This window comes from Haloferax prahovense, from assembly GCF_000723845.1.
Taxonomy (GTDB): domain Archaea; phylum Halobacteriota; class Halobacteria; order Halobacteriales; family Haloferacaceae; genus Haloferax; species Haloferax prahovense.
Genome location: NZ_LK053000.1, coordinates 2,742,834 through 2,769,249, shown reverse-complemented (window position 1 = coordinate 2,769,249; position 26,416 = coordinate 2,742,834). Strand labels below are relative to the sequence as shown.

At 68.8% G+C, this 26,416-nt stretch carries 30 protein-coding genes; 17 read left to right on the top strand and 13 right to left on the bottom strand.

Translation table 11 applies throughout. The features are described from left to right. Positions 1-38 precede the first annotated feature (38 nt). From ptfA to BN984_RS19805, 6 genes are all read left to right on the top strand, one after another. On the top strand, positions 39-503 hold the full coding sequence (ptfA, locus tag BN984_RS13990; RefSeq protein ID WP_004970773.1) for a fructose PTS transporter subunit IIA: 465 nt from the start codon (positions 39-41) through the stop codon (positions 501-503). Next, positions 503-772: a phosphocarrier protein HPr gene (ptsH1, locus tag BN984_RS13985; protein WP_008093366.1), complete on the top strand. Its 270-nt coding sequence runs from the start codon at positions 503-505 to the stop codon at positions 770-772. Before ptfA ends, ptsH1 begins: the two co-directional genes overlap by 1 nt. Before the next feature lie 3 nt (positions 773-775). Next, positions 776-2,473, top strand: a complete 1,698-nt coding sequence (ptsP, locus tag BN984_RS13980) for a phosphoenolpyruvate--protein phosphotransferase (RefSeq protein ID WP_049968467.1) — start codon at positions 776-778, stop codon at positions 2,471-2,473. After that, positions 2,470-2,946, top strand: a complete 477-nt coding sequence (gene ptfB / locus BN984_RS13975) for a fructose PTS transporter subunit IIB (protein ID WP_049913440.1) — start codon at positions 2,470-2,472, stop codon at positions 2,944-2,946. Before ptsP ends, ptfB begins: the two co-directional genes overlap by 4 nt. 164 nt (positions 2,947-3,110) lie before the next feature. After that, the gene (fba, locus tag BN984_RS13970) at positions 3,111-4,103 is read left to right on the top strand and encodes a class II fructose-bisphosphate aldolase (protein WP_008093360.1); all 993 of its coding nucleotides are present in this window, start codon (positions 3,111-3,113) and stop codon (positions 4,101-4,103) included. 204 nt (positions 4,104-4,307) lie between these two features. Continuing rightward, on the top strand, positions 4,308-4,457 hold the full coding sequence (locus BN984_RS19805) for a DUF7557 family protein (RefSeq protein ID WP_004043442.1): 150 nt from the start codon (positions 4,308-4,310) through the stop codon (positions 4,455-4,457). A gap of 57 nt (positions 4,458-4,514) precedes the next feature. Here BN984_RS19805 and BN984_RS20090 read toward each other — a convergent pair whose 3' ends face one another. Together BN984_RS20090 and BN984_RS13965 are read right to left on the bottom strand one after the other, a co-directional pair. Beyond that, positions 4,515-4,640, bottom strand: a complete 126-nt coding sequence (locus tag BN984_RS20090; protein WP_255409903.1) for a hypothetical protein — start codon at positions 4,638-4,640, stop codon at positions 4,515-4,517. Between the two features lie 106 nt (positions 4,641-4,746). After that, the gene (locus tag BN984_RS13965) at positions 4,747-5,196 is read right to left on the bottom strand and encodes a DUF5799 family protein (protein ID WP_049968466.1); all 450 of its coding nucleotides are present in this window, start codon (positions 5,194-5,196) and stop codon (positions 4,747-4,749) included. A 158-nt stretch (positions 5,197-5,354) separates the two neighbouring features. On the opposite strand from BN984_RS13965, the gene BN984_RS13960 reads away from it, so the two are divergent. Continuing rightward, positions 5,355-6,578: an HAD family hydrolase gene (locus tag BN984_RS13960; protein ID WP_049968465.1), complete on the top strand. Its 1,224-nt coding sequence runs from the start codon at positions 5,355-5,357 to the stop codon at positions 6,576-6,578. Positions 6,579-6,605: 27 nt separating this feature from the next. Here the strand turns inward: BN984_RS13960 and BN984_RS13955 are convergent, their stop codons facing one another. After that, on the bottom strand, positions 6,606-7,217 hold the full coding sequence (locus BN984_RS13955) for a hypothetical protein (protein ID WP_049968464.1): 612 nt from the start codon (positions 7,215-7,217) through the stop codon (positions 6,606-6,608). Positions 7,218-7,623: 406 nt separating this feature from the next. Here BN984_RS13955 and BN984_RS13950 point away from each other — a divergent pair, with 406 nt between their 5' ends. Together BN984_RS13950 and BN984_RS13945 are read left to right on the top strand one after the other, a co-directional pair. Continuing rightward, entirely contained in the window at positions 7,624-8,070 is a 447-nt protein-coding gene (locus BN984_RS13950; RefSeq protein WP_008093355.1) for a luciferase domain-containing protein, read from the top strand. A 76-nt stretch (positions 8,071-8,146) separates the two neighbouring features. Further along, positions 8,147-9,385 (top strand): mandelate racemase/muconate lactonizing enzyme family protein, encoded by a 1,239-nt coding sequence (locus tag BN984_RS13945; protein ID WP_004977018.1) that lies wholly within the window; start codon positions 8,147-8,149, stop codon positions 9,383-9,385. A gap of 226 nt (positions 9,386-9,611) precedes the next feature. Here BN984_RS13945 and galK read toward each other — a convergent pair whose 3' ends face one another. The 3 genes from galK to BN984_RS13930 form a co-directional block, all read right to left on the bottom strand. Then, positions 9,612-10,844: a galactokinase gene (gene galK / locus BN984_RS13940; protein ID WP_049968463.1), complete on the bottom strand. Its 1,233-nt coding sequence runs from the start codon at positions 10,842-10,844 to the stop codon at positions 9,612-9,614. Further along, positions 10,841-11,422 (bottom strand): MOSC domain-containing protein, encoded by a 582-nt coding sequence (locus tag BN984_RS13935; protein ID WP_049968462.1) that lies wholly within the window; start codon positions 11,420-11,422, stop codon positions 10,841-10,843. The genes galK and BN984_RS13935 overlap by 4 nt, the downstream gene beginning before the upstream one ends. A gap of 85 nt (positions 11,423-11,507) precedes the next feature. Beyond that, positions 11,508-12,143 carry a hypothetical protein gene (locus BN984_RS13930; protein WP_049968461.1) on the bottom strand — a complete coding sequence of 212 codons (636 nt, stop codon included), beginning with the start codon at positions 12,141-12,143 and terminating at the stop codon, positions 11,508-11,510. A 136-nt stretch (positions 12,144-12,279) separates the two neighbouring features. Between BN984_RS13930 and BN984_RS13925 the strand changes: the two genes are divergently transcribed. Next, entirely contained in the window at positions 12,280-14,046 is a 1,767-nt protein-coding gene (locus BN984_RS13925; RefSeq protein ID WP_049968460.1) for a globin-coupled sensor protein, read from the top strand. A gap of 64 nt (positions 14,047-14,110) precedes the next feature. Then, positions 14,111-15,253: an MBL fold metallo-hydrolase gene (locus BN984_RS13920; protein WP_049968459.1), complete on the top strand. Its 1,143-nt coding sequence runs from the start codon at positions 14,111-14,113 to the stop codon at positions 15,251-15,253. Between the two features lie 110 nt (positions 15,254-15,363). On the opposite strand, the gene BN984_RS13915 is transcribed toward BN984_RS13920, so the two are convergent. The 3 genes from BN984_RS13915 to BN984_RS13905 form a co-directional block, all read right to left on the bottom strand. Then, positions 15,364-15,690 carry a 2Fe-2S iron-sulfur cluster-binding protein gene (locus BN984_RS13915; RefSeq protein WP_049968458.1) on the bottom strand — a complete coding sequence of 109 codons (327 nt, stop codon included), beginning with the start codon at positions 15,688-15,690 and terminating at the stop codon, positions 15,364-15,366. A gap of 147 nt (positions 15,691-15,837) precedes the next feature. Then, on the bottom strand, positions 15,838-16,323 hold the full coding sequence (locus BN984_RS13910) for a universal stress protein (RefSeq protein WP_008093343.1): 486 nt from the start codon (positions 16,321-16,323) through the stop codon (positions 15,838-15,840). A 34-nt stretch (positions 16,324-16,357) separates the two neighbouring features. Next, positions 16,358-16,645, bottom strand: a complete 288-nt coding sequence (locus tag BN984_RS13905) for a hypothetical protein (protein ID WP_008093341.1) — start codon at positions 16,643-16,645, stop codon at positions 16,358-16,360. Between the two features lie 101 nt (positions 16,646-16,746). On the opposite strand from BN984_RS13905, the gene BN984_RS13900 reads away from it, so the two are divergent. Continuing rightward, positions 16,747-18,390, top strand: a complete 1,644-nt coding sequence (locus BN984_RS13900) for a flippase activity-associated protein Agl23 (protein WP_049968457.1) — start codon at positions 16,747-16,749, stop codon at positions 18,388-18,390. A 53-nt stretch (positions 18,391-18,443) separates the two neighbouring features. Here the strand turns inward: BN984_RS13900 and BN984_RS13895 are convergent, their stop codons facing one another. Further along, positions 18,444-19,397 (bottom strand): transcription initiation factor IIB, encoded by a 954-nt coding sequence (locus BN984_RS13895; protein ID WP_004043457.1) that lies wholly within the window; start codon positions 19,395-19,397, stop codon positions 18,444-18,446. A gap of 141 nt (positions 19,398-19,538) precedes the next feature. On the opposite strand from BN984_RS13895, the gene BN984_RS13890 reads away from it, so the two are divergent. The 3 genes from BN984_RS13890 (at position 19,539) to BN984_RS13880 (ending at position 21,758) form a co-directional block, all read left to right on the top strand. After that, positions 19,539-20,522, top strand: a complete 984-nt coding sequence (locus BN984_RS13890) for a lamin tail domain-containing protein (RefSeq protein ID WP_008093335.1) — start codon at positions 19,539-19,541, stop codon at positions 20,520-20,522. A gap of 214 nt (positions 20,523-20,736) precedes the next feature. Then, positions 20,737-21,132, top strand: coding sequence for a hypothetical protein (locus tag BN984_RS13885; protein WP_008093333.1), 396 nt, complete (start codon positions 20,737-20,739; stop codon positions 21,130-21,132). Continuing rightward, positions 21,132-21,758 carry an METTL5 family protein gene (locus BN984_RS13880; RefSeq protein WP_008093331.1) on the top strand — a complete coding sequence of 209 codons (627 nt, stop codon included), beginning with the start codon at positions 21,132-21,134 and terminating at the stop codon, positions 21,756-21,758. Before BN984_RS13885 ends, BN984_RS13880 begins: the two co-directional genes overlap by 1 nt. Positions 21,759-21,809: 51 nt before the next feature. Here the strand turns inward: BN984_RS13880 and BN984_RS13875 are convergent, their stop codons facing one another. From BN984_RS13875 to BN984_RS13865, 3 genes are all read right to left on the bottom strand, one after another. Then, on the bottom strand, positions 21,810-23,462 hold the full coding sequence (locus tag BN984_RS13875; protein ID WP_049968456.1) for a rhomboid family intramembrane serine protease: 1,653 nt from the start codon (positions 23,460-23,462) through the stop codon (positions 21,810-21,812). Positions 23,463-23,606: 144 nt separating this feature from the next. Continuing rightward, positions 23,607-23,885, bottom strand: coding sequence for a UPF0058 family protein (locus BN984_RS13870; protein ID WP_004977032.1), 279 nt, complete (start codon positions 23,883-23,885; stop codon positions 23,607-23,609). Positions 23,886-23,943: 58 nt separating this feature from the next. Beyond that, a complete protein-coding gene (locus tag BN984_RS13865) occupies positions 23,944-24,156 on the bottom strand; it encodes a ribbon-helix-helix domain-containing protein (protein ID WP_004043463.1) in 213 nt (70 codons plus the stop codon). 182 nt (positions 24,157-24,338) lie between these two features. Between BN984_RS13865 and BN984_RS13860 the strand changes: the two genes are divergently transcribed. Both BN984_RS13860 and BN984_RS13855 read left to right on the top strand, forming a co-directional pair. After that, a complete protein-coding gene (locus BN984_RS13860; protein ID WP_008093322.1) occupies positions 24,339-24,932 on the top strand; it encodes a sulfite oxidase-like oxidoreductase in 594 nt (197 codons plus the stop codon). Between the two features lie 151 nt (positions 24,933-25,083). After that, positions 25,084-26,415 (top strand): isochorismate synthase, encoded by a 1,332-nt coding sequence (locus BN984_RS13855; RefSeq protein WP_049968455.1) that lies wholly within the window; start codon positions 25,084-25,086, stop codon positions 26,413-26,415. Position 26,416 lies beyond the last annotated feature (1 nt).

The following is a 26,416-nucleotide window of genomic DNA, read 5'->3' as shown; positions in this document are numbered from 1 at the left end:
CGAACTAATCTTTCCAGACCCGAACGAAGTACAATACAATGGACGTCACTGACATCAGCACCATCACACCGCTCGAACTGATATCGCTCGAAGAGCCGCCGGCGACGAAGGAGGGAGCCATCGAGTTCCTCCTCGACCTCGCGGTCGACGCCGGCCGCGTCGACGACCGAGACGCCGCGCTCGACGCCCTCCTCGAACGCGAGGAGGAGGCGACGACCGGCGTCGGCTTCGGCATCGGCATCCCGCACGCGAAGACCGACGCCGTCTCGAAGCCGACGGTCGCCTTCGCTCGCTCGACCGAGGGCATCGACTTCGACGCCATGGACGACAAGCCGGCGAAGCTCCTCTTTATGATTCTCGTCCCCGCGGCGGGCGGCGAGGACCACCTGCAGATTCTGAGCGCCCTCTCGCGGTCGCTCATGCACGAGGACGTGCGCGAGAAGCTCCTCGAAGCCGAGAGCAAGCAGACCGTCCAGGACGTGCTCGCCGAGGTGGTCGAGTGATGGAGCGGACCGTCACGGTCGTCCCCGAAGACGGGCTTCACGCCCGTCCGGCCTCACAGTTCGTCGAGACCGCGAACGAGTTCGACGCCGACATCCAGCTCGGGCGCGCCGACGAGGACGACCTCGTCCCCGCCGCCAGCATGCTCGCGGTCACCGGCCTCGGCGTCGGCCACGACGAGTCCGTCCGACTCGTCGCCGAGGGCGACGACGCGGAAGCGGCACTCGACGCCCTAGAGGACATCCTTTCGACGCCCGAAGCCAAACAGTAAGCTATGACCGAACGAACCCTCTCTGGCATCGGCGTGACACCGCTTTCGGGCGTCGGCACCGTCGTCTGGTACCGACCGGACGCCGACCTCCCCGAGCCGCCGGCACCGGAAGACGTGGACGAAGACGCCGAACTGGCGCGCTTCGAGGACGCCCGCGCGGCCGCCGAAGACGAACTCGAAGCCGAGCGCGAGCGGACCGCCGAACGCGTCGGCGAGGAGGAGGCCGCGGTGTTCGACGCGCACGTCCAGTTCCTCAACGACCCGCAGATAACCGACGGCGTCACCGACGCCATCGAGGGCGGACTCCCGGCCGAACACGCCGTTCAGGAGACGTTCTCCGAGTTCGTCGAGCAGTTCGAGAACATGGGCGGTCGCATGGGCGAGCGCGCCGACGACCTCCGCGACGTGCGCGACCGGCTCGTGCGCGTCCTCTCGGACGGCGAGCGGGTCGACCTCTCGTCGCTGCCGGAGGGGAGCGTCGTCGTCGCCGAGCGCCTCACGCCGAGCGACACGGCGCAGCTCGACCCCGAGCGCGTCGCGGGCTTCGTCACGGTGACGGGCGGCCGCACCTCCCACGCGGCCATCTTCGCGCGCTCGCTCGCCCTGCCGGCCATCGTCGGCGTTGGCGAGGAACTCCAATCCGTCGAGGACGGCACCGAAGTCGTCGTCGACGGCGAGTCGGGCGACCTCGTGGTCGACCCGACCGACGAGCGCAAGGAGGCCGCCGCGGCCGCCGCCGAGGTGGATATTCGACACGAGTCGGTCGAGACCGCCGACGGCGTCGACATCGAGGTCGCGGCCAACATCGGCACGCTGGCGGACCTCGGGCCGGCCGTCGACCGCGGGGCCGACGGCGTCGGCCTGTTCCGCACCGAGTTCCTCTTCCTCGACCGCGAGTCGCCGCCGGACGAAGACGAGCAGTACGAGGCGTACGTCGAGGCGCTCGAATCGTTCGAGGACGGCCGCGTCGTCGTCCGCACGCTCGACATCGGCGGCGACAAGCCGGTCCCGTACCTCGACCTGCCGGACGAGGAGAACCCGTTCCTCGGCGAGCGCGGCATCCGTCGGTCGCTCGGCCCGGACGCGGACCTCTTCGAGACGCAGGTACGCGCGCTTCTGCGCGCGGCGGCCAGCGCCGACGGGGCGAACCTGTCGGTGATGCTCCCGCTCGTCTCGACGGTCGAGGAGCTTCGCGCCGGCCGAGAGCGGTTCGAGTCGGTCGCAGCCGACCTCGACTCCGAGGGCGTCGAAAACGAACTGCCCGAGTTCGGCATCATGGTCGAGACGCCCGCCGCGGCGTTCATGGCCGACCGGTTCGCGCCGCACGTCGACTTCTTCAGCATCGGGACGAACGACCTCGCGCAGTACGTGATGGCCGCAGAGCGCGGCAACGAGCGCGTCTCCGACCTCGGCGACTACCGACAGCCGGCGGTCCTCCGCGCCATCGACGCCACCGTCTCGGCGACCGAGGGCGAGGACTGCTGGGTCGGCATGTGCGGCGAGATGGCCGGCGACCCGGACCTCACCGAACTGCTCGTCGGGCTCGGCCTCGACGAACTGAGCATGAGCGCCGTGACGGTGCCGCAGGTCAAGGCGGCCGTCGCGGAGACCGACACCGCGGACGCCCGTGAACTCGCGGAGCGCGTCCTGCAGGCCGACACCAAGGCTGAAGTCGCGGAAATCCTTACACTAGACCAATGAAACTCGTCGCAGTCACATCCTGTCCGACCGGAATCGCACACAGCCAGATGGCGGCCGAGAACCTCCTGCAGGCCGGCGAGCGCCTCGGCCACGACATCGACGTCGAGGTCCAGGGCGCGATGGGCACGCAGGACGAACTGTCCTCGGACGCCATCGCCGAGGCCGACGCGGTCATCATCACCTCGGACACGTCGGTCAGCCGCGACCGCTTCGACGGCAAACTCGTCGTCAAGGGGACGGTCAAAGACGGCGTCAACAACGCCGAGGCCGTCGTGAAGAAAGCGGTCGAACTCGCCGAGGCCGGCAAGACCGGTTCGGTCACGTTCGGAAGCGGCGACGACGGCGAGGACGCCGACGCCGACGCCGGCACCGACGACTCGTCCGGCGACGCCGCGGAATCGGACGAACCCGTGCGCCGCGGCGGCGACCCCGAAAAGGGGCTGTTCGCCCGGCTGAAGAAGCTGTTCTCGTAACGCCGCCGCCGGCTCTTCGTTTTTCGCTCGCCCGTCAGCGGCGGCGCTCCGCCCGCCGCCGAAAATTAACTCGAACGCGAACAAACGAAAACGTGCAGAATCGAAACTCGCTTCCCATACATTATTAGTCTCGCAGTCGTTGACGAAACCGAGGTGAACGCATAATGCCGTTCTACGGCGGGGAGGAACTCGCCACAGTGTACGACGAGGCGCTCGACGAAGGATTCGGCCTCATCGCGAGTAACATCGCGGAGCCGAACATTATGATGGGTCTCATGGAGGGGGCCGACCGGATGGACTCGGACCTCCTGTTGCAGATGAGCGGCGGGGCCTGTCGGTTCGCCGGTGACGGCGACGCCGTCGCGGGCCTGAAAGCCATGGGGAACTACATCGAGACCGTCGCCGAGCGGTACGACATCGGCGTCTTCCTCAACATGGACCACCAGACTGACCTCGAGTTCATCGAGCAGCAGATCGAACTTGACATCCCGTCGTCCATCATGATCGACGCCTCCCACGAGCCGTTCGACGAGAACGTCGCGACGAGCCGCGAGGTCGTCGAGATGGTCGAGGCCGCGGACTCCGACGTCCTCATCGAGGCCGAACTCGGCCAGATAAAGGGCGTCGAGGACGAAATCGAGGCCGAAGAGGCGTTCTACACGGACCCCGAGCAGGCCGTCGAGTTCGTCGACAAGACGGGCGCGGACCTGCTCGCCATCTCCGTCGGGACGCAGCACGGCGTCGCCAAGGGCAAGGACCTCGAACTCCGCCCGGACCTCGCAAACGACATCCGACAGGCCCTGCGCGACCACGGCCTCGACACGCCGCTCGTCCTCCACGGCTCTTCGGGCGTCCAGCCCGACCAACTGCAGGAGATGCTCAAACACGGCATCTGCAAGGTCAACAAGGACACCCGCTACCAGTACGAGTACACGCGCACCGCCTACGACCTCTACAGCGAGGACCCCAACGCCATCGTCCCGCCGGAGGGCGTCGAGGACGCCCGCGACACGTTCTTCAACGAAACGGAGTGGTCGCCGAACAAGGACGTGTTCGACCCCCGCGTCGTCGGTCGCGACATCCGCGAGCGCATCGCCGACGTGCACGCCGGTCTGACCGAGGTCTCCGGCAGCGCCGGCCAGTCCCTGTTCAAGTAACCCGCGCGGGCGGTGATTCGTTCACCGTCGAGCGTTCGCCGCGCCCGCACGGCGGACCGGAACCCGGTTGTCGTCTCCGCCCGGCACTCCGCCGGCTCTTCGTTTCGATACGCTTCTCGCCCAGCGGCGGCGCTCTCGGGGTTCGACGGCAGTCGAATTCGATGCCCCACGTCGCTTAAGGTGTCACGTGGCGTGAGTGTAGGTATGCCGCAGATTCACCTCGACGACGAGACGGTCGCCCGACTCGACGCGCTCCGCGAGGACGACGAGGAGTACGACGACCTCATCAACGAACTGATGAACATCTACGAGGCGAGCGAGCGGACGCTGTTCCACGCCGGCGACGAGTACTGAGCCGTCGCCGCCGACGCTCGGCCGTCCGACCGGTTCGTGGTCGCTCGCGGTGGTCCGTTACGAACCGAGCCACCGCGCGAGCGCTCCCGCGAGGAGCACCAGTGCGCCGGCGATAAACGTGCCGGGAATCGGAAGCACGAACAGGAGTCCACCGAACGCGAAGATCAGCGTTGACGGTCTCATCTAGCAGCGACGTTGCGCCCGCGCCTGTTACGAATTGTGGCCCTCGAACGGAATGTCGACACCGGGACCGGGTGAGCGCTCCCGTCGCGGCCGGTCGCCCGGCCCGCTATTCGAGGTAGCTGACGCGGACCTGATTCCACTTGCCCTTCTTTTCGAGGTGGTCTTGGAGCGCGTCCGCGTACTCTTGTGTGAGTCGTTCCGCGTCCTCAAGTTTCTCCTGTTCGCCCTTCTTGCCGCCGCCGCCCATGCCGAGCGCGCCCTTGATGGAGTCGACGATGCCGCCGCCGCCGGACGACGAGTCGCCTCCGCCGCCGCCGCCCATCGCGCCCATCTGGCTGCGGATGTTGTCGAGTTCGGGGATAATCTGCGGGACTTTCTCCGTGTCGGCGACGATGCGCGCCTCCTCGGGGTCGTCCGCGTTCTCGATTTCGAACTCCGTCGCCGTCATGATGAGACCCCACTCCTGACTGTTGAACCGGGAGTTCATCACCTGCTCGTTGAACTCGCGGTCCACCGTCATCCGGTCGCCGACGATGCTGTCGGTCCAATGTGCCATGTGCACACGTCGTCGGCCGGTCGGTATCAGAGTTGCGGGGCCGACCGGCTCCGGAGGCGACCGACCGCGGAGGCGACCGCGTCCCAGTCAGCCGACGAGACGCCGGGACGGATTGCCTCCCACGCGGGTTTAATGCGGTTGGGTGACGACCCCGAATCATGGAGCGGTACGACCTCCTGTACAGACTGTACGGGAACTTCGACGCGGACGCGGTCCGGGACGCACAGGACTTCGTCGACCTCTTGCCGCCGCTCGGCTCGCCGGTGGCGCTGTCGCACTGGCAGGCGGTCGACGACGAACTCACGGCGAAGAAAGACCGCATCCGCCGGGCGCTCTCCGACGGCGACCGCTACGCCGAACTCGCCGCGCGCGCGACGCGGGGCCAGGCCTTCACCGCCCTCGACCTTTACACGAAGTACGGCCGGGCCGTGAACGCGCTCGTCCTCGACGTGGACGAGACGCTGCGCTCTGCGGGACAGACCGACAACGAGATTCCGCGCGAGGTGCTGCACCTCCTCACCCAGTTCCACGAGGAGGGCGTCCCCATCGTCATCTGCACCGGCCAGACCTTGGAGAACGTCAAGGGCTTCGCCATTCAGGGATTGGGCAACGAACTCGTCCACTCGGGGAACGTGAGCATCGTCTACGAGGCGGGCACCGGCGTCTTCACGCCCGGCCACGGCTCGGATACGAAGCGCCTTCTCTACGAGACGCTCGACGACCCGGTGCAGTCGGTCTTCGAGTCGGTTCGCGGGCGCGTCATCAGCGACCTCCCCGACGCGCTCCGCGGTGGCGTTCACCTGCAGGGCAACGAGTTCAACGTCACGCTCAAGCCGAACTTCGAGACCGGCAGCGACGACGCCGAGGAAGTCATCGACGGCGCGCTCGTCTATCTGCTGGACCTCCTCGGCGAGGCGCTCACCGACGACCCCGCCGGCCCCGACTGGGCGCGGGCGTACTTCGCGGAGCGCGACCCTGAGATAGCGGGCGTGCTCGACGACCGCGACGCGCTTCCCACCTCGGAGGCGGCGGAGATTCCCGATGACGTGAGGCGGACGCTGGAGCGCGTGACGGTCGCGTACTACCACGCCGACGCCGCGGAACTCTCCGCGGTCGACCTGAACAAGGCGGCGGGCGTCCGCGCCGCGCTCGACGTGCTCGGAGTGGACGACCCGTTCGTCCTCGTGATGGGAGATTCGAAGTCCGACCTCGACGTGATGAGTTGGGCCGCCGAAAACGAGTGCGGGCTCGCGGCCGCCCCCGAGCACTCTTCTCCGGGTGTGCTCGAACACGTTCGCGAGACCGACGAACTGGTGTTTCCCCGCGGCGACGCCGCCTCGGTGCTCCGGACGGCCTACGCGCTCAACCTCTTGGTCGACTGAGGGTGGGGCGCCGCACGGTGTCTCAGCTCACACCGTGCACATTCCGATGTCGTCACCCGAGTCGTCGTCGGTCGAATCGTCCGAAGACGAGCCGCTGTCGTCGGTGTTCGAACCGTCGTCGTTCGAGTTGTCGTCGGTGTTGTCATCGTTCGAACTGTCGTCGGACGAACTGTCGTCGGTGTTGTCATCGTTCGAACTGTCGTCGGACGAACTGTCGTCGGTGTTGTCATCGTTCGAACTGTCGTCACTCGAGTCGTCGTTCGAGTCGTCGCTGTTATCGTTCGATCTCGAACTGCTGCGTTTCTTCGAGGACTTCTTCGTCGTCGAGTCGGTGTCGTCGTCGGCAGCGTCGGTTTCGACCGTCTCGAACGCGCCGGTCGCGTTCTCGGAGTCGTCCGCGGACGAGCCGCCGTCGGTATCGTCGGCGTCACCCGAGTCGTCGCCGACGACGGGCTCTTTTTGGATTTCGATGTCCTCGTCCGGCGCGTCGTCGGCGGGGTCGGTCACGTCGGCGCCGATACTTCTGTCGGCGTCGTCGGCGGGAGCGGGCGTCTCGGGCGTATTCACGCCGCCGGAGAGGAGGGCGAACACGACGATGACGAGGACGACGGCACCGACGCCGAGTTGGCCGAGGTTCATCGCGCGGCCTCCCGGGAGTCGAAGTCGGGACCCTGTGTCGGTACATCGGTGGCAGTCAGAGACATGGTTCGTCCCGTTATTTGCGTCCCGAGGCTTTCGTTACGAATCGTCTACCCCGGACACCGCAGTAGTTCGGGATTCCGTCGGTCTGAGAGCGCGCCCCGCGACGAGGCCCCGACGCGAAGTCGTCGCGGGACGCGAAAATTCGCGTTCCTAACCCGTGTTAATCCGCGAATACCGCGCTGGTCTGAGTGTCTATTTTCGATTGACTCTCTCTGTGAACTGAATGTCTGGAAATCCTGTGGTTATCGCCCGACTACGGAGTGTTTGACGGACGGTGTCTGGGCCGACACTCCCCGCCGGTCCGACTTCGCAGTTATCTCCTCGGAACGCGTACATTCACCGAATGACTACCTCCATCGACAGAATCGTCTCACGGGTCTCGCGGTGGCCCGGCGTCGAGACCGCGCCGCACCGCTTCGGGGGAACGGAGTTCCTCGTCGCCGGCCGGGAGATCGGCCACGTCCACGACGCGGGCGTCGTCGACCTCGCGCTCACGAAACGCGCCCGCGACGTGCTCCTCACCGACGGCCTCGCGGACCCCCACCACGTGCTCCCCGACTCGGCGTGGGTGACCTACCGCGTCCGGAGCGCCGCCGACGTGCCGGGCGCGATGCGCCTGCTCAGGCTCGCGTACCTCTGGCGACTGCTCGCGCTCCGCCGCCGCGGCGTCGACCTCGATCCGGCGATTGACCCCGACACCGACCTCCGGCGACTCGGACTCCCCGCCGACCTCGACGCGCTCGTCCGAGAGACGTTCCGCGACACGCTCGACCGACGTGCGCCGGTCTAACTCCGTCCCCGCGGGTCACCGAGCGACGGCTGTCTCGGTCGGAAAACTTTACTAATCTACGAGTAAACCTCTCCACATGGGTAAGAACTACGCGGAGTTACACGATCCGAACGCGGAGTACACGATGCGAGAGCTGTCGGCGGAGACGATGGGCGTGACGGCCAAGCGCGGCGGCGGCCGCGACGTCGAAATCACCGACGTGCAGACGACGATGGTCGACGGGAACTTCCCGTGGACGCTCGTCCGCATCTACACCGACGCGGGCGTCGTCGGCACCGGCGAGGCCTACTGGGGCGCGGGCGTACCCGAACTCATCGAGCGCATGAAGCCGTTCGTCATCGGCGAGAACCCCCTCGACATCGACCGCCTCTACGAGCACCTCGTCCAGAAGATGTCCGGTGAGGGCTCCGTCGAGGGCGTCACGGTCACTGCCATCGCAGGTATCGAAATCGCGCTCCACGACCTCGCGGGCAAGATTCTCGACATCCCCGCGTACCAGCTTCTCGGCGGGAAATACCGCGACAAGGTCCGCGTCTACTGCGACTGCCACACCGAAGAGGAGGCCGACCCCGAAGCGTGCGCCGACGAGGCGGAGCGCGTGGTCGACGAACTCGGCTACGACGCACTGAAGTTCGACCTCGACGTGCCGTCGGGCTTCGAGAAGGACCGCGCGAACCGCCACCTGCGCCCCGGCGAGATTCGGCACAAGGCCGAAATCGTCGAGAAGGTGACAGAGCGCGTCAAGGACAAGGCCGACGTGGCGTTCGACTGCCACTGGACGTTCTCGGGCGGCAGCGCCAAGCGCCTCGCCGCCGCGCTCGAAGACTACGACGTGTGGTGGCTCGAAGACCCCGTGCCGCCGGAGAACCTCGACGTGCAGGAGGAGGTCACGAAGTCCACGCTCACGCCCATCACGGTCGGCGAGAACCGCTACCGCGTGACGGAGCTTCGTCGGCTCATCGAGAAGCAGGCCGTGGACATCGTCGCGCCCGACATGCCGAAGGTCGGCGGGATGCGCGAGACGCAGAAAATCGCGGACGTGGCGAACCAGTACTACGTGCCGGTCGCGATGCACAACGTCTCGTCGCCGGTGGCGACGATGGCCTCCGCGCACGTCGGCACGGCGATTCCGAACTCGCTGGCGGTCGAGTACCACTCCTACGAGCTGGGTTGGTGGGGCGACCTCGTCGAGGAGACGGTCATCGAGGACGGCTACATCGAGATTCCGGAGAAGCCGGGCCTCGGCGTGACGCTGGACATGGACACCGTCGAAGAACACATGGTCGACGGCGAGACGCTGTTTGACGAGGCGTAAGCCGAAGTCGAATCAGTCGAGCTTCGCTCGACGCGATTCGACGAGGAGTGAAACGACTCGTCGAGCCAACAGACGCGTAGCGTCTGTTATGTTCGACGAAGCGTAAGCTTCGGCGAGCCGGCGAATCTCCGATTCGCCTCGTTCGACGAGGCGTAACCGAAGTCGAACTCGCGGACCCGCGTTCGATTTTTTCCGAGGCTCAACGCGGAGCCGTCGGCTCGTCTCCTCACTCCTCGTCGACCAGCCGAACGCCACCGGAGGGGCGACAGGCGAACACGTTGGCGTCGGGGCCGACGCGCTCGGGGACCGCGTCTCGAATCGTGCGCGCCGCCCGGTCGAGCGCGTCGGCGTCGACCAGCGCGACCGCGCTCCCGCCGAAGCCGCCGCCGGTCATCCGCGCGCCGTAGACGCCCGGCGTTTCGGCGGCGAGTTCGACCGCCGCGTCGAGCTCCGGACAGCTCACTTCGTAGTCGTCACGCAGGCTCTCGTGGGCCGCGAGCATCGCGTCGCCGACGCGGTCGAGGTCGCCGGCGGCGAGCGCGTCGCGGGCGCGGCGGACGCGCTCGTTTTCCGTCACGACGTGTCGAACCCGGCGGCGGTGTACCGGCTCCAGCGCGTCGGCGTGGGCGTCGAGGAGGTCGCGGTCCACGTCCCGGAGGGAGTCGAGGTCGCGGTCGGCGCACTCCCGGAGGCGGTCGAGCGCCGCCGCGCACTCGCGGACGCGGTCGTTGTAGCCCGACTCGGTCAGTTCGTGGGAGACGCCGGTGTCGATGACGAGGACGCCGACGTCGTCGCCGACCGGCACCGACTCGAACTCGCGGGTTCGGCAGTCGAGAAAGAGCGCCGAGTCGGCTTCGCACAGCGCCGCGGAGAACTGGTCGAGGATGCCGCACTCGACGCCGACGCCCTCGCGCTCGGCCCGCCAGCACGCCAGCGCGAGGTCGGCGGTCGGGAGGTCGCGCCCGGAGACTGCGAGAAGCACGCGGCCGACTGCGAGTTCGAGCGCGGCCGACGAGGAGAGGCCCGCGCCCGTGGGCACGTCGGAGGCGATGGCGAGGTCCGCGCCGCCGACGGGGCCGTCCTCGCGGAGGACGCGCGCGACCGCGGCGACGTAGGCGGCCCACCCATCGGGGTCGTCGTCGGGGGCGAGTTCGGCCGTCTCGTCGAAGTCGGCGGCGCGGACGCGGAGGCGGTCGTCGTCTCGTGGACGGGCCGCGACCGCGACGTGGCGGTCGACGGCCATCGGGAGGCAGAGGCCGTCGTTGTAGTCGGTGTGGCCGCCGACGAGGTTCACGCGACCGGGGGCGACGGCGACGACTGGGTTCGCAGGCTCGGTCGGCTCCGGGGGCGAAGTCGAATCGGAGGCGTCGCCGTCGGCGCTGAGCGCCGCGAGAGCAGCCTTCGCGCGTTCGACCGGGGTTCCGGCGGTCGCGTCGTCAGCATCGTCGTCGCCGGTCATACGTGGCCGTCCCCGTGCGGTTCCTCGGCACTCGTCCCGCCTTCGTCGGCCGCGACGGCCTCGCCGCCGAGTCGTTGGGCTATCTGCCGACCCAGTTCGCGTGGGTTCGCCTCGGTCACGCGGAGGTCGTCGCCGACGGCGACCCGGCCGGGCGAAAGCACGTCCGCGCAGATGCCGCCGCGGGACTCGCGGAGGGCGTCGCCTACGTCGTCGCCGACGAGGTCCGCGAGGTGCGCGCAGGGCGGTCTGCGCTTCGTTCCGCGGAGTTCGGCCCCGCCGAGTTCGAACGTCGCGTCGAGCAGAGCGCCGAGGTCGACGCCGCGGACGACGACGTTCCGGCGGTGCTCGCCGGCCGAGAGGTCGAGGTCGTACTCGCGCTTCGCGTCGTCCAGCACCGCGGCGTCGACGAGCGTCACCTGACAGCCGTCGGTCGCCGAGTAGAAGCCGTCGCCGTCGAAGTAGCGGTCGCTCTCGATACCGGCCTCGGCGACCGCGACGGTCTCGTGGGAGACCATCGGTTCGCCCTTCGACGGCGCGGTGTACAGCGCCTCGACGCGTCCGCGGACCTCGGAAGTCATACCTCCGGCTACCACTCCGGGACACGAATAGGTTGGGTCGGTGAGGCGAGGTGGTGCAGTCCGGGGTCCGAAGCGCCGAGCCGACTCAGCAGAGCGGCTTCGGGTCGACGCCGAGTTCGGCGAGGCCGTCGGCGTAGTCGTCGTACGCCAGCTGGACAACGTACTCGGCGACCATCCGGGCGCGCTCCCAGTCGTCGTCGGTCTCACAGTGGTCGGCGAGGAGGTCCAGCCCGGTCGCAAGCGTCTCTTCGGTCTCGGCTTTCAGCTCGCGGAAGAGGTCGGCGCGGGGCTCGTCGGCCTCGTTGACGAAGAAGCCGATGACCTGCGTGTGGGTCCGAACCGAGACGAGGCCGCGGCCGACCATCCCGGCGGCGGCCCGCTCGACCGTGTCTTCGCGCCCGCGGAGGTACGCGTGCATTACGCCCGGTTCCTCCGGGAGATCGACCTCCTCGTCGAGCGCGTCGAGGACGCGGTCGAGGTGCTCGGCTTCTTGGGCCGCGGTGGCCTCGAAGGCGGCTCTCGCGTCGTCGTCGGGCTCGTCGTCGGCCCACGCCTCGAACGTCCCGCGGGCCGCGTGCTCGGAGTACGCGGCGGCGCGGAGCACCGCCGGTTCGGAGAGGTCCGCATCGGTCAGCGCCAACAGGAGCTTCGACGAGCCGAGTCGGTCGAGTTGCGTCCGTTTCGCCGCCTCGACTGACTCGCGGAACGAATCGGCGTCCATACCGCCCATCGGTCCGCCAGTCACCTGAACATTCGGACCGGTCCACGAATGCGGGGCTCTCACGGCAATCAGCACCGGTATCATTCGTGATACTCCGCGGTGAGACTTGAAATACTGGAACCTATTGGGAACGGGTATGACGAACTCCTCGGCACCAGTCGACGCCAACGCGCGAGCGCGTGTCGACGGGGATGCGCTACTCTCAGAACTGGACATCGATGCGGTGGAAATCGACCGCCGGAAGTCGTTCGTCCGCCTCTCGGCGGCGGACGAGCGACGATTGAGCGACCTCCAACCGCTCTTCGACGAGTTCGCGGACGAGTTCGCCGCGGAGTTCTACGACCACCTCGGCGAGCACGCGGCGGCGACGACGTTCTTCGGTCGCTCGACGAAGAACACGGAGATGCTGCAGGCCGACCAGGCGACGTACCTCCGCGAACTCGGCCGCGGGGAGTACGGCGAGGACTACTTCGCGAAGCGGGCGCGAATCGGGAAGTTACACGACATGATAGACCTCGGGCCGAAGTTCTACCTCGGCGCGTACTCGGTCTACTACGAGGGCATTCTCGGTGCCGTCGCGGACGAGGTGAAAGCCGAGTTCACCGGCGGCGGGCGGACGGTCGGCGACGAGTTCGGCGCAGACGGCGACGGTGCGGGCGACGCTGAGGACGGTGGCGGTCTGCTTTCCGGGCTCTTCGGCGGCGCGGCCGGCGTCTCAGGTGGGCTCCGCGGCGGCGACGACCGGGTCGAAGACGCCGTCGACGAGGTCGTCGCGCGCATCCTCCCCGTGCTGAAGCTCCTGTCTCTCGACCAGCAGGTGGCGATGGAGACGTACATCCACTCGTACAGTCAGGCAGCGCGGGAGGCGGCCGAGCGCCGACGCGCCCTCGCAAACGAGGTCGAAGCCGACGTGAGCGAGCCGGTCGAGTCGCTCCTGCGGACCTCCGAGGAGGTCACGGAGCGAACCGACGATATCGAGACCACGGCGCGGGCGCAGGCCGACGACATGGCGACGGTCGCCGCCGAGGTGTCGGACATGAGCGCGACCGTCGAGGAGATTGCGGCGACCGCGGAGGAGGTCGAGCGGACCAGCGCCGACGCCGCCACGCGCGCCGCCGAGGGCGAGGACGCGGCCGACGAGGCCATCGACGTGATGCGCGACGTGAGCGAGGCCGCCGAGACGGCCTCCGAGGACGTCCAGCAACTCCACGACCAAATCGCGGAGATAGACGAGGTGCTCGACGCCATCAACGACATCGCGGAGCAGACGAACCTGCTCGCACTCAACGCCTCCATCGAGGCCGCCCGCGCCGGCGACGCGGGCGAGGGGTTCGCCGTCGTCGCCAGCGAGGTCAAGAACCTCGCGGAGGAGTCGCAGGCCCGGGCCGCCGAGGTCGAGGGCACGGTGGGCAACATCCAGTCCGAGGCGCGGGAGACCATCGAGAGCCTCTCGCAGACGACCGGCCGACTCTACGACGGCATCGACCGCGGCGAGGACGTGATGCGCAGTCTCTCGGACATCTCGGCGGCGGTCGAGCAGGCGACCGTCGGCGTCGGCGAGGTCGCCTCGGCGACCGACGACCAGGCCGAGAGCGCCGAGCAAATCGCCGGCATGGTCGACGACGCGACGGAGCGCGCGACCGCGGTGTCGGACCAAATCGGCGAAATCGCCGACGCCAACCGCTCGCAGACCGAACAGGTGCTCTCGATTCGCGACGCGGCCGCGCGACTCGGCGGCGGCGAAACGGGCGGCGCTGGCGGGGCGGGAACGCCCCTCGAACCGAACTCCGACACTCCGACAACCGGTGGTGTCGACGGCCCGCCGGCCGGCGTCCGCGACGAATCCGGCTTCGACGAACCGCCATCGAGACGCCTGAGCAACGACGGCGGAACGTCGGAGTAGCGCGTCACTGTTCTCTCTTCGGTCCGCGTAGCGTTCTTGCGGCCGGCGCGCGTACCGTGTGCGTATGACTCCCGAGGAACTCGCGACCCGACTCGCCCGCGGCGACCCGACGGCGATTCTCGACGTGCGCGACCGCGACGAGTTCGAGGCGTGGCGCGTCGACGGCGCGGCCGTGACCGCGACGCAGATTCCGGCGATTCGCTTCACGCAGGCCGAGATTCGCGGGACGGTCTCCGAGCTCGCGGCGGCGTTCGAGGACGCTCCCTCGCCCGTGGTCGTCGTCTGCGCGGAGGGCCGGTCGAGCGCGCACGTCGCCGACGTGCTCTCCGAGGCCGGCGTCCCCGCGGAGAATCTCGAAACGGGAATGGACGGCTGGGCGCGCGTCTACCGCGCCCGCGAACTCCCCGTCGGAACCGCGGACGCGACGGTTCTCCAGTACGACCGCCCCTCCAGCGGCTGTCTCGCCTATCTCGTCGTCGCCGGCGACGAGGCCGTCGTCATCGACCCGCTTCGGGCGTTCGCAGGGCGGTACGTCGAAGACGCACGCGAGTGCGGCGCTGAGGTCGTCGCCGCCGTCGACACCCACGTCCACGCCGACCACGTCAGCGGCGTCAGCGCCGTCGCCGAGCGCACCGGAGCGACCGTCGTCCTCCCGGCGGGCGCGACAGACCGCGGCCTCGACTTCGACGCGCGACTCGTCGCGGACGGCGAGACCATCAGCGTCGGTGACGCGGAACTCGTCGCGGTCCACGCGCCGGGACACACGACCGAGATGACGGCGTTCCGACTCGGCGACCTGCTCTTTGCGGGCGACAGCCTCCTCCTAGAGAGCGTCGCGCGCCCGGACCTCGAAGACGGCGACGAGGGCGCGCCCGCCGCCGCGAGGCGGCTCCACGCGACGCTCACGGAGCGGTACGGCGAGTTCGCGGACGACACGCTGGTCGCGCCCGCCCACTACGGCCCGCGGACGGTCCCGGACGAAAACGGCGCGTACGTCGCGGAAATCGGGACGCTCCGGGACCGACTCGGGGCGCTCTCGATGGACGAGGCGACGTTCGTCTCGTTCGTCTGTTCGGACATGCCGCCGCGGCCGGCAAACTACGAGCGAATCATCGAGACGAACCTCGGTCGGGACTCGCTGTCGGACGAGGAGGCGTTCGAAGTCGAGTTGGGGCCGAACAACTGCGCGGCGACGAGCGAGGCGTGAGGCGCGGTCCGCGGGCCGAGCGAGTGCGTCGGTCCGACGCGTCAGCTCGGCGACTCGGTTCGAAACGGAGAAACGCGGGCCGGCGCGCCGGCCCCGGAGAGTACCCGTCGTCAGTCGTCGTCCGCGGCGGTGCCGGCGGTCGCGGCGTCGCCTTCGATGCTCGGCGGGTAGACGCCGCGGTCGAGTTTGAGGTCGCTCTGCGGGCGGGCCATGCAGGTGAGGGCGAACCGCTCTGCCTCCTCGTCGGTCAGCCCGCGGGCGGCGGGCTGGGTGACGTCGCCTTCGAGAATCTCGGCGGAGCAGGCGAGGCACATCCCGACGCGGCAGGAGTACTCCTGTGCGATTCCTTCCTCGATGCAGGCCTTGAGGATGGTCTGCTTGTCGGAGACGGTGATGGTTTCGCCCGTGCCGACGAACTCGACGGTGTACTCGGTCATACCGCGGCGTATGAGCGACCGCACCAAAACTGTTTATCAAAGTCGCGGCGACCTCGTCGCCGACCGCGCGGTCGAAGCAGGCTGCCGAGCAAGGCGGGAACGTGCGACCCGTGCCCGCGCCCGAGTTCGGACTCCGACGTGGTCGAGTTACTCCTCGGCCTCGGCCTCGGCGTCCGTCTCTTCGTCCGCGGCGTCATCCTCGTCTTCGTCGTCCAACCGGATGGTGAGCACCGGGACCGGCGAAGTGCGGACGACGCGTTCGGTGACGCTCCCGAGGAGGTAGTGACTCAGCCCCGTGCGCCCGTGGGTACCCATGACGACGAGGTCGATGTCGTGGTCGTCGATGTACTCCCGGATGGAGCGGTAGGCGGTCCCGGTGACGACCTCGGCCTGCACGTCGATACCGGCCTCCTCACCGGCCTCGCGGACGTGTCGGGTCGCGGCGTCGCCCTCCCGTTCGAGGGCGTCGATGACCACGTCCGCGCCGGCGTCGAGCGAGGTGTAGATGCTGGTGTCGACGACGTACAGCGCGTGAATCCGCGCGTCGTAGGTCTTCGCGAGGTCGAGCGCATGGTCGATGGCGCGTTCGGCGGCCCTGCTTCCGTCGGTCGGGACGAGGATTTCGCGGTACATGACAAATTATACTTAGTTCGGAACGCGGTTAATACTACTCCTCGTTCCCGTCGTCTCGGAACGACAGAATGGCCTCCTCGCACGCCTGCAGTCCGTCGATTCGCTCGGTCTCCTCGTCGAGTTCGACCGTCTCGACGACCGACCAGCCGGCGTCGTCCTCGTAGGCGGCGGCCTTGACCCACGCCTCGGTGGCGAAAAGCAGGCTTCGGGCGGGGCTGTCGTCCTCGACGGCGACGACGAGTTCGAACGCGTCGGCGCGGTTCAAAGACGTCAGCTCCTGCGGTTCGAGGGGGCGAGCGGGTAGCGACTCGATGAGCGACATATCCGAGTGCTACCGGTCGGCGGGGATGACGCTTTCGAAGGGGCGGGCCGCCGGCCTTCCAAGTCGTAACCTTTCTGCCGTCCGGCGCGCCACGTCATCCCATGATTCCCTCCCGCGTCGGGCGGCGACCCGACCGAACGACGCTCGCCGTCGTCGCGCTCGCCGCCGCGGCGCTCGTCGTCCGCCTCGTCGGACTCGGCGACCGGCCGCTCCACTGGGACGAGGCCCGCGTCGGCTACTGGAGCCTCCGGTCGCTCGAAACCGGCTTCTTCTCGTACCGCCCCGTCGCCGGCGGGCCGCTCGTCTACCACCTCTCGCGGCCGTCGCTCGCGCTGTTCGGCGCGACCGACTTCGCGCTCCGCCTCCCCTTTGCGCTCTTCGGCGCGGCCCTCCCGCTCGCCGCGCTCCTCTTCCGCGGCCGCCTCGCCGACGACGAGACACTCGGGTTCGCGGCCGTCCTCGCGGCGAACCCGATTCTCGTCTACTACGGCCGGTTCGCCCGCGGCGACGTGCTCGCGGTCGGCTTCGCGCTCGTCGCCTTCGGCTTCGCGGTCCGTCTCGTCGACGGCGCGGGGCGGCGAAACGCCTACGGACTCGCCGCGGCCGTCGCGCTCGCCGTCGCCTCGTCGGGGCTCGGTCTCGTCGCGCTCGGCTGTCTCGCCGTCGCCGGGCTCTTGGTGTTCGACCACGCGGCGCTCCTCTCGTCGGCGCGCCCGGCCGCGATGCGCCTCGGCGAGTACGCCGCCCGACTCCGCGGCGCGGCGACCCCCGCGGCCCGCGCGCTCCTCGTCTTCGTCGCGCTCCACGTCTTCGCGTTCGCCCCGCGCGCGGGCGACACCGACGGCGCGGGCCTCTACGCGCCGGGGACGATTCTCGGCGCAATCGACGCGGCGCTGTTCGACTCGGTTCGCCGCTTCGTCGGCGTCCGCGTCGTCGACCGCTACCCGGAGGGGACCCACGAGTATCTCCCGTACTTCGGCGACCTCCTCGGCGCGCTCGCGCTCGCGGCGCTCCCGGTCGTCCTCCTCGGTGCGGCGGTCTTCCTCGTCGACCGCTACACGGCCGGCGGGCCGCGGTCGGAGGTGTCGGCGGCGGTCTACTGGGCCGGCGCGTCGCTGGTGTTCGTCCCCATGCTGACCGAGGTGTCCGCGCCGTGGCTCGGCGTCTACGTCGTCGTCCCGCTCGCGCTCCCGGCGGGTATCGGCCTCGCGGCGCTCGTCCGCTGGGGTCGCAGCGCGTTCGACTCGCGGGACGTGCCCCGCGTCGCGGCCGCGGTCATCGTCCTACTCGCGCTCGTCGCCCAGACCGGCGCGGTGGCGACGACCGAGGTGTACGGCCCGAGCGACCGCGACACCGAACTCGCGCACTTCGCACAGCCGTCCAGCGAGTTCTCGTCGTTCCGTGACAACCTTTCGGCGTGGGTCGGCCCGACCGACGACGAGGGGCCTGACGTGCTCTACTACGGGAGTTCGATGTACGTCGCCGACGGCGCGGCCGACTATCCGCCGGTCCCCGACTCGTGGGGCGAACAGCTCCCGATGGCGTGGTACGTCGAGCGAATCGGCGCCGACTCGACGTCGGCGGCGACGCCCGAGGCGCTCGAAGCCCGGTCGTCGATTCCGCCGGTGGTCATCGCGCCCGCCGACGAGCGCGGGACGGTCGCGCCGCTCCTCGACGGCTACGTCGCACACCAGTACGACACCGGCCTCTGGGGACGGCCGGTCGTGGTGTTCGTGAAAAACTGAGTGTCGTCGACGTCGTCAGTCGGTGATGGTGAGCCGGGGCGGCGGGCCGACGCTCAGCGGAAGCCCATCGCTTCGATCTGTTCTTGGTAGCGGTTCCGGATGGTGACTTCCGTCACCTGCGCGACGTCGGCGACTTCGCGCTGGGTCTTCTTCTCGTTGCAGAGAAGCGAGGCGGCGTAGATTGCGGCGGCGGCGAAGCCGGTCGGCGACTTGCCCGACAGCAGGCCCTGCTCGGCGGATACGTCGATGATCTCGGTCGCCTTCGCCTGTACCTCCTCGGAGAGGTCGAGCGCGGAGGCGAACCGCGGGACGAACTGCTTGGGGTCGACGGGCTTGAGTTCGAGGCCGAGTTCCTGCGAGATGTAGCGATACGTGCGACCGATTTCTTTCTGCGGGACGCGCGACACTTCCGCGACCTCGTCGAGCGAGCGCGGGATACCTTCCTGACGGCAGGCGGCGTAGAGCGCCGAGGTGGCGACGCCCTCGATGGAGCGCCCGCGAATCAGGTCCTCGTTGAGCGCGCGGCGGTAGATGACCGAAGCGACCTCGCGGACCGACCGCGGGACGCCGAGCGCCGAGGCCATGCGGTCGATTTCGCTGAGGGCGAACTGGAGGTTGCGCTCGCCGGCGTCCTTGGTCCGGATGCGCTCTTGCCACTTGCGCAGGCGGTGCATCTGCGAGCGTTTCTCGGACGAAAGCGAGCGACCGTAGGCGTCCTTGTCCTTCCAGTCGATGGTCGTCGTCAGCCCCCGGTCGTGCATCGTCTCCGTGATAGGCGCACCGACGCGCGACTTCGACTGCCGCTCGGAGTGGTTGAACGCCCGCCACTCCGGGCCGCGGTCGATCTGTCGCTCGTCGAGGACGAGTCCGCAGTCGTCACACACCAGCTCCCCCTGGTCTGCGTCCGTGACGATCTGGTCAGAGCCACACTCCGGACAGTTGACTTGCTCGTCCTCTTGTGCCGTTGCCTCCTCCTCTCGCTGACGCTGCCGGCTCGGACGTTCCATTAAAAGGTTTCTGGTGGAGCGTGAATTTAAACCTTTGTAACAGAAATATGATAAAGGCCGCTGTCTGGCGATTCGACGAGCTCGGATTCGGGGGATTCGGACGCAGCTACTTATACAGTTCCCTGACTAACGGTGAATCGAATGGTCAGACGTGCTACCGCGACACTCGTTGTCGTCGTTCTCGCGGTCCTCGCGGGCTGTCTCGGTGGAGGCGGCGCGGGGGCGGCGGCGACGGTCGAATCGACCGCGACAGAGACGGCATCGCCGACGGCGCAGTCGGGGTCGCCGACGACCGCGGCCGCCGAAGGCGACGTGACAGTCGAGGTGGTCGAGGTGGTCGACGGCGACACCATCAAGGTCGTCATGCCGGACGGCGCGCGCGAGACGGTTCGGCTCCTCGGCGTCGACACGCCGGAGGTCCACGCCGAGAACACGCCCGACGAGTTCGAGGGCGTCCCCGAGACCGAGGCCGGGCGGACCTGCCTCCGCGCGGCCGGCGAGGACGCGAGCGCCTACGCGAAGTCCCGGCTCGCCGACCGGACCGTCGAACTCCGGTACGACGAGAAGGCGGGCGAGCGCGGCTACTACGGCCGGCTCCTCGCGTACGTCGTCGTCGACGGCGCGGAGTTCAACTACGACCTCATCGCCGAGGGCCACGCCCGGTTCTACGAGAGTTCGTTCGAGGAACGCGAGCGCTACGAGCGCGCCGAGCGCGACGCCAGAGAGCGCGGGGTCGGCCTCTGGTCCTGCGCGACCGAGGGCGCGGCCGCGGGCGGTGCGGACGCGACCACCGACGACGGCCTCTCCGTCTCGGTCGTCGCCGACGCGCCCGGCAACGACAACGACAACCTGAACGAGGAGTACGTCACGCTCCGGAACGACGGCGACGACCCCGTCGACCTCTCGGGGTGGACCGTCTCCGACGCGGCGGGCGCGACCTACACGTTCGCCGAGGGGACCGCACTCGACCCCGGCGCGTCGCTGACGCTCCACACGGGCTCGGGAACCGACACCGATGAAGACGTCTACTGGGGTCGCGGCGGCGCGGTGTGGAACAACGGCGGCGACACGGTCACGATTCGGGACGCCGCCGGAACCGAAGTGCTCGCGTACACGTACGAGTAGAGTCGCCGGCTCCGGGCGGAACCGCCCCGCGGGGTCAGGGAGAATGGGGGTGGAGCGTGTGCCCCCACGAGCAGTACGGTACCAACGGACATTACTCTCTAGGCTGTCATATCTGCGCGGCGAACCCCCGTGCCATCAGCGGATTTCACGCACAGAAATTACTACTAGGTATTTACAAAGATATATACATAACCAAAGGAAATGTGTGTGCAACATGAGCACGCTCGAATCCTCGTCCGTCGAAGCCGGACTCGTCGCCGGCCGTCCCGCCGACCTGACCCCCGTCGTCCTCGACGCCGCGGGTCTGGAGTCGACCGCTCCCGCGCACCTCCGCGACCTGAAGACCGAACTCGCCGAGGAGGGGTACCTCCCCGCCGAACTCACCGTCGAAGCCCGCTTCTGCGAGGACGACCCCCTCGCGGTGCAGTCGGAGTCCGACCGCCTCCGCGAGTACGTCCGCGCCGCCGCGTTCCTCGGCGTCGGGCGCGTCGCCGTTGACGTCGCGGAGTGCTGTCGCCCCGACGACGCCGAGTCCGCGCTCGCGGCGCTCGGCGAGCGCGCCCGGCGCGAGGGTGTCGCTTTTGAGCTTCGAGGTTCCATCGACGGCTGATGGCAACCAAGGCCGCGCTGGAGGCGCAGTTGGCGGTGGTCGCCGGCTTCGAGAACCCGAAGGTCTCGCTCGAACAGTACCCGACGCCGCCGGACCTCGCCGCGCACCTCGTCCACCTCGCGGACCTCCGCGGCGACATCGAGGGCGCGACGGTCCTCGATTTGGGCTCCGGAACCGGCATGCTCGGACTCGGCGCGGCGCTCCGCTCGCCCGCCCGCGTCGTCGGCGTCGAACTCGACGACGCGGCGCTCGACACCGCGACCGATAACGCTCGCCGCGTCGGCGCGAGCGCCCCCATCGACTGGATTCGCGCCGACGCGACCCGCCTGCCGCTTTGTCTCCCCGACGACCGGCAGGTCACGGTGCTCATGAACCCGCCGTTCGGCGCGCAGCGGGGCAACGAACACGCCGACCGCGCGTTCCTCGAATCGGTCGCGTCGGTCGCCGACGTGTCCTACTCGGTCCACAACGAGGGGAGCAAGGAGTTCGTCGAGTCGTTCGTCGCCGACGCGGGCGGCGACCTCACCGACGCCTTCCGGGCGACGTTCGACCTCGACCGCCAGTTCGACTTCCACGACGAGGACCGCCGACAGCTCGACGCCGAAGTGTTCCGCATCGAGTGGTGAGGCGGCCGTGACCGCGCCGTCGTCAGCGCGCGCGTCGACCCCCGACCCAGCCTAATTGTACGTCTCTTGTCGCGCGATGCGGACTTTCGTCCCCCGCGACTCGGCGAAGACGAACGACTTCTCGCGGACGAATCGAATGCCGTCGAGCGTCGTGCTCGCATTCTTCGTCGGCATCGGTCCCCTGACGGTCCCGCTGTCCGACGACACCTGTATGTCGTAGCCCGCCGCCGTCGGCACGACCGAGATGTTCCGCCGGGCGACGACCGGTTCGGCTCGGACCGGCCCGGTCTCGTAGGCCAGTCGCGCCTCGCCGTCGGCGACGAGGAACACCCGGTAGGCGGTTCCCGCGCCCGAGACGACGTAGCCGTCGCGGACCGCCGTTACCTGGTCGCGCCAGCCGAGGCCGCCGAGCCTGACCGCCGACTCCCCGTCGAACGCCAGCCGACTCGTGGAGACGGCCGTCGTCCAGATACCGCGCCGCTCGCTTCTGACGATGACCCCGGAGGTGTTGGTCGTCGTCGACTCGCCGAACAGTTCGATGTCGAAGACGGCGGTCAGCCCGTTCGGCACGTCCTCGGCGTAGGTCACGTCGTAGTCCCTGACCGAGACGCTCTCGCCCGGCAGATCGTCGCCGCTCGCGGTGAACGTGTTGTACAGCATCGCCGGTCCCGACAGGGCCGCGACGACGACGAGGAGAACGGCGAGGCCGGCCTGCCAGCGGCGGGCCGAAAATACCGAGTTGTCGGGCGCGTACTCGCGGAGCGGCTTGTCGGAGGCCGCGACGGTCAGCGCGACGATGGTCGCGAGCGCGACGACGAGCGCGAAGCCGACGGCGCGAAACAGCACGTAGGTCTCGCCGCCGCGGTACCAGTACACCGCCCACAGCGACTCGCTCACGGAAAACAGGAGGACGCCGGCGAAGCTCCGGAGGGCGGGCGGGTTCGACCCCTCGCGGCGGTGGCTGAGCCACACGCCGAGGAGGACGCCGAACAGGAAGCCGATGGCGTGGCCCTGAATGGCGATTTGGGACCACCACGGCGTCGAGAAGATGGGGCGGGCCGACGAGACGACTTCGGGCGACAGCATCGCGTTGTAAAACAGGCTGACGACGCGCCCGGAGACGAACGCCAAGATGGTCGACAGCGGCCGGAAGACGAGCGCGAAGCCGGCGAACGCGAACACGACGCCGGAGAAGCCGACGACCGGGCCGAGTGCGAAGACGGAGGTCAGAAGCCCCACGCCGGCGACGGCCGCGGGGAAGACGACGAGCGACCGGACGTAGGGGTTCTCGCGGGCCGACCCGAACGAGGTGGACCCGCGGCGCGTCGGGTAGTGTCCCCACGCGTACTCCGCGACCGGCGCGAGCGTGAGCGTGCCGACGAGGTTGCCGACGAGGTGGCCGGCGCTGGAGTGGGCGAACGCGGCGGTCAGCATCCCGGTCGGGTAGAAGTACGACCACGCCCGGAACGGGATGACGACGGGCCGGTACCACGACGACCAGCCGTCCTGCACGACGAGATAGACGAGGAGGACGCCGCCGACGCTGACGAGCGTTCCGAGCGGGAGGCCGAACAGGAAGCGCCGCCGGAGAGCCACCGAGAGGCGAGTCGGCCTGTCGACGACGGCGAGCGCGGCGGCGGCCGCGAGGAGCGCGAGGAGCGCGGCGAGCCGCTGGAACGGTATCCAGCCCGGTATCTCTAGCATTAGCTACCTGTGTCGTGCGAACGGGTGATAAAGAAACCCGCGGAGAACTGCTTGAGAAGTGCTAGCGGGCGACACGAATCCGACGGCGGGTGACGGCTCAGCGTCGGGCGGTCGGTCGCGGGGCGCGCTGCGGCGGACGGCCGCTCAGATTTTCCCTTCGGCGTCGTCGGCCAGTTCCTCCATGCGCTTGCCGACGCGGCCCGCGCTGGAGAACTCGTCGTCACTCATCGCGGTCGCGAGGGCGTTCCCCAGCACGAACACGGCGTGTTTGTGCTCGCTTTTCGATTTGTGGACGTGGGAGGGCTCGACGGCGAGCTCGTCGTAGGGGTCGAACAGGCTCGAATCGACGTGGTCGCGGGCCGAGAAGTGGTCCTTGATGATAACCATCTGTTCGTGCAGCTCCAGCAGTTCGTCCTTGTGCATGAGCGTTGGTTAGGCGCGAGGGCGGTTTAAGCGTTATTGGGGGATACTGTCACTCGGCTCAGAAGACGTACTCGTCTTCGTGGCCCATCATTCCGTCGTCTTCGTACGCGCGGTCCTCGTCGGACATCGGACCGCTGGTCTTGTACGCGCGGATACCGGTCGACAGCAGGTCCTCGATGGCCTCGTCGCGGTTGACGAACTCGCCCTGTTCGACGAGTTGGACGATCTGCATCTCCAGGTGTTCCGGCACGGTAATCTCTACTTTGGGCATCTGAACGTCCGTCGCTTTGGAAGGGCCGTATATAACTCTACCGGGGAAATAATCGGGTTTTCCGAAGGTCGTTCCGGCGAACGCGAATCTCCGTTTACGTTCGGTTAGTGCGGCTGCCGCCCCTGTCGCCGACGGGTGTCCGGAGTCGTTAGTGATAGGTGCGTCGGGCCGAAGATTCGACCATGGCCAACGACGTGACCCACCTCTACGAGGAGTTCGGCGACGACCGACTCCCGCCGGGCCAACGCGAGACCCAGCGGTTTCCCGTGCTCTCCAAGAGCGGCACGCCCTCGTGGGACCCCGAGACGTGGTCGTTCGAGGCGTGGGGCGCGGTCGAGACCGAACTCGATCTCTCGTTCGACGAGTTCCGAGACCTCCCCTCCGAGACGCAGGTACAGGACTTCCACTGCGTCACCGGCTGGAGCAAGTTCGACTGCGAGTTCGAGGGCGTCACGTTCCCGACGCTCGCAGACGCGGTCGGTGTCGACGACGACGCGGTCCACGTGATGTTCCACGCCATGGACGGCTACACCACGAACCTGCCCCTCGACCAGTGCATGCGCGACGAGGTCATGTTCGTCTGGGGCTACGACGGCGAGGACCTGCCAGCCGACCACGGCGGCCCCCTTCGGGTCGTCACCCCGCACAAGTACGCCTACAAGGGCGCGAAGTGGGTCTCGGGCGTCGAATTCCTCACCGAGCCCGAACGCGGCTACTGGGAGAAACGCGGGTACTCGAACACGGCGAACCCGTGGAACGAAGAGCGGTACAGCTGAGCTGATTTCCAGCGTTTTCGGCGGTCGCTTCGCGTCCGAGCCACCAGCGTTGTCGTTCGGTGGACAGATGTGCGCGTTCCGCCGACTCCCCGGGGCGGCGCGCGGGACAGAAGGGAGAGTTTCAAGCGTCCCCGGTCCTGACCCACGGTCGATGGAACCGTTGCGGACAGACGAGATGGGGACCCATCTCGTCAGCAGGTCGGTTCGACTGTCTGCGCCGCCCGTCTCGGCGTCGCTCGCGACGATGCGCCGCCCGCGGGCGCTGTGGACCGCCCCCGACGAGCCGACAGTCGTCGGCGGCGGCGTCGCCGTGGCCGTCGAGGCCGACGGCCCCGAGCGACTCGCGCGCGTCCGCGAGTCGGCCACGTCGCTGTTCGACGGCGCTGACGTTGACGCCCCCGACGTCGCCCACCCGCGATTTTTCGGCGGCCTCGCCTTCCACGAGGAGGCGACCGGCCGCGACCCGTGGGCCGACTTCCCGGCCGCGCGCTTCGTCGTCCCCGAGGTGCAGGTCGCCTTCGACGGCGACGACGCGTGGCTCACGGTCACCGCCGTCGGCGCGGACGCCGACCCCGAGGCCGTCGGCGACCGACTCGACGAGGTCCGCGAGACGCTCGAATCGCTCGACGACGCTCCCCCCGAGGGACCGCCGGGCGTCTCGAACCGCCACCGGACGACCTCGGTCGAGGCGTGGCACGAGAGCGTCGACGCCGCGGTCTCTCGCATCCGCGCCGGCGACCTTCAGAAGGTCGTCCTCGCGCAGGCGCTCGAAGTCGAACTCGACCGCCCCGCCGCCGCGCCCGACCTGCTCGCCCGCCTCGGTCGGACGTACCCCGACTGCCACCGCTTCCTCGTCGAGCCGAACGGCGGGGCGAGCTTCCTCGGCGCGACGCCCGAGCGACTCGTCTCGCTCCGCGGTCGCGAGGTCGAGACCGGCGCGCTCGCCGGGACGACCGGCCGCGGCGACACCGACGACGAAGACGAGTGGCTCGCGAACGAACTGCTCGGAAGCGAGAAGGACAACCACGAACACGAACTCGTCGCGGAGACGATTCGGGAACAGCTCGCCCCGCTTTCGGCCGAGATTCGCGTCGGCGACCGCGGGATTCGGAAGCTGGCGACCGTCCAGCACCTCTGGACGCCCATCGACGCGACGCTCGAACGCGATGAACACGTCCTCTCGCTCGTGGACGCGCTCCACCCGACGCCCGCGGTCGGCGGCCTCCCGCCGGAAGCCGCCCTCGACGTGATTCGCGACACCGAACCGTTCGACCGCGGCTGGTACGCCGCGCCGGTCGGCTGGTTCGACGCCGACGGCGACGGCAGTTTCGCGGTCGCCCTCCGCTCGGCCATCGTCGAGGAGACGCTGGCGACGCTCTTTGCGGGCGTCGGCCTCGTCGCCGACTCCGACCCCGACGCGGAGTGGGACGAGGTGCAACTGAAGTACCGACCCATCCTCGACGAACTCGAACGCGACGACTGAC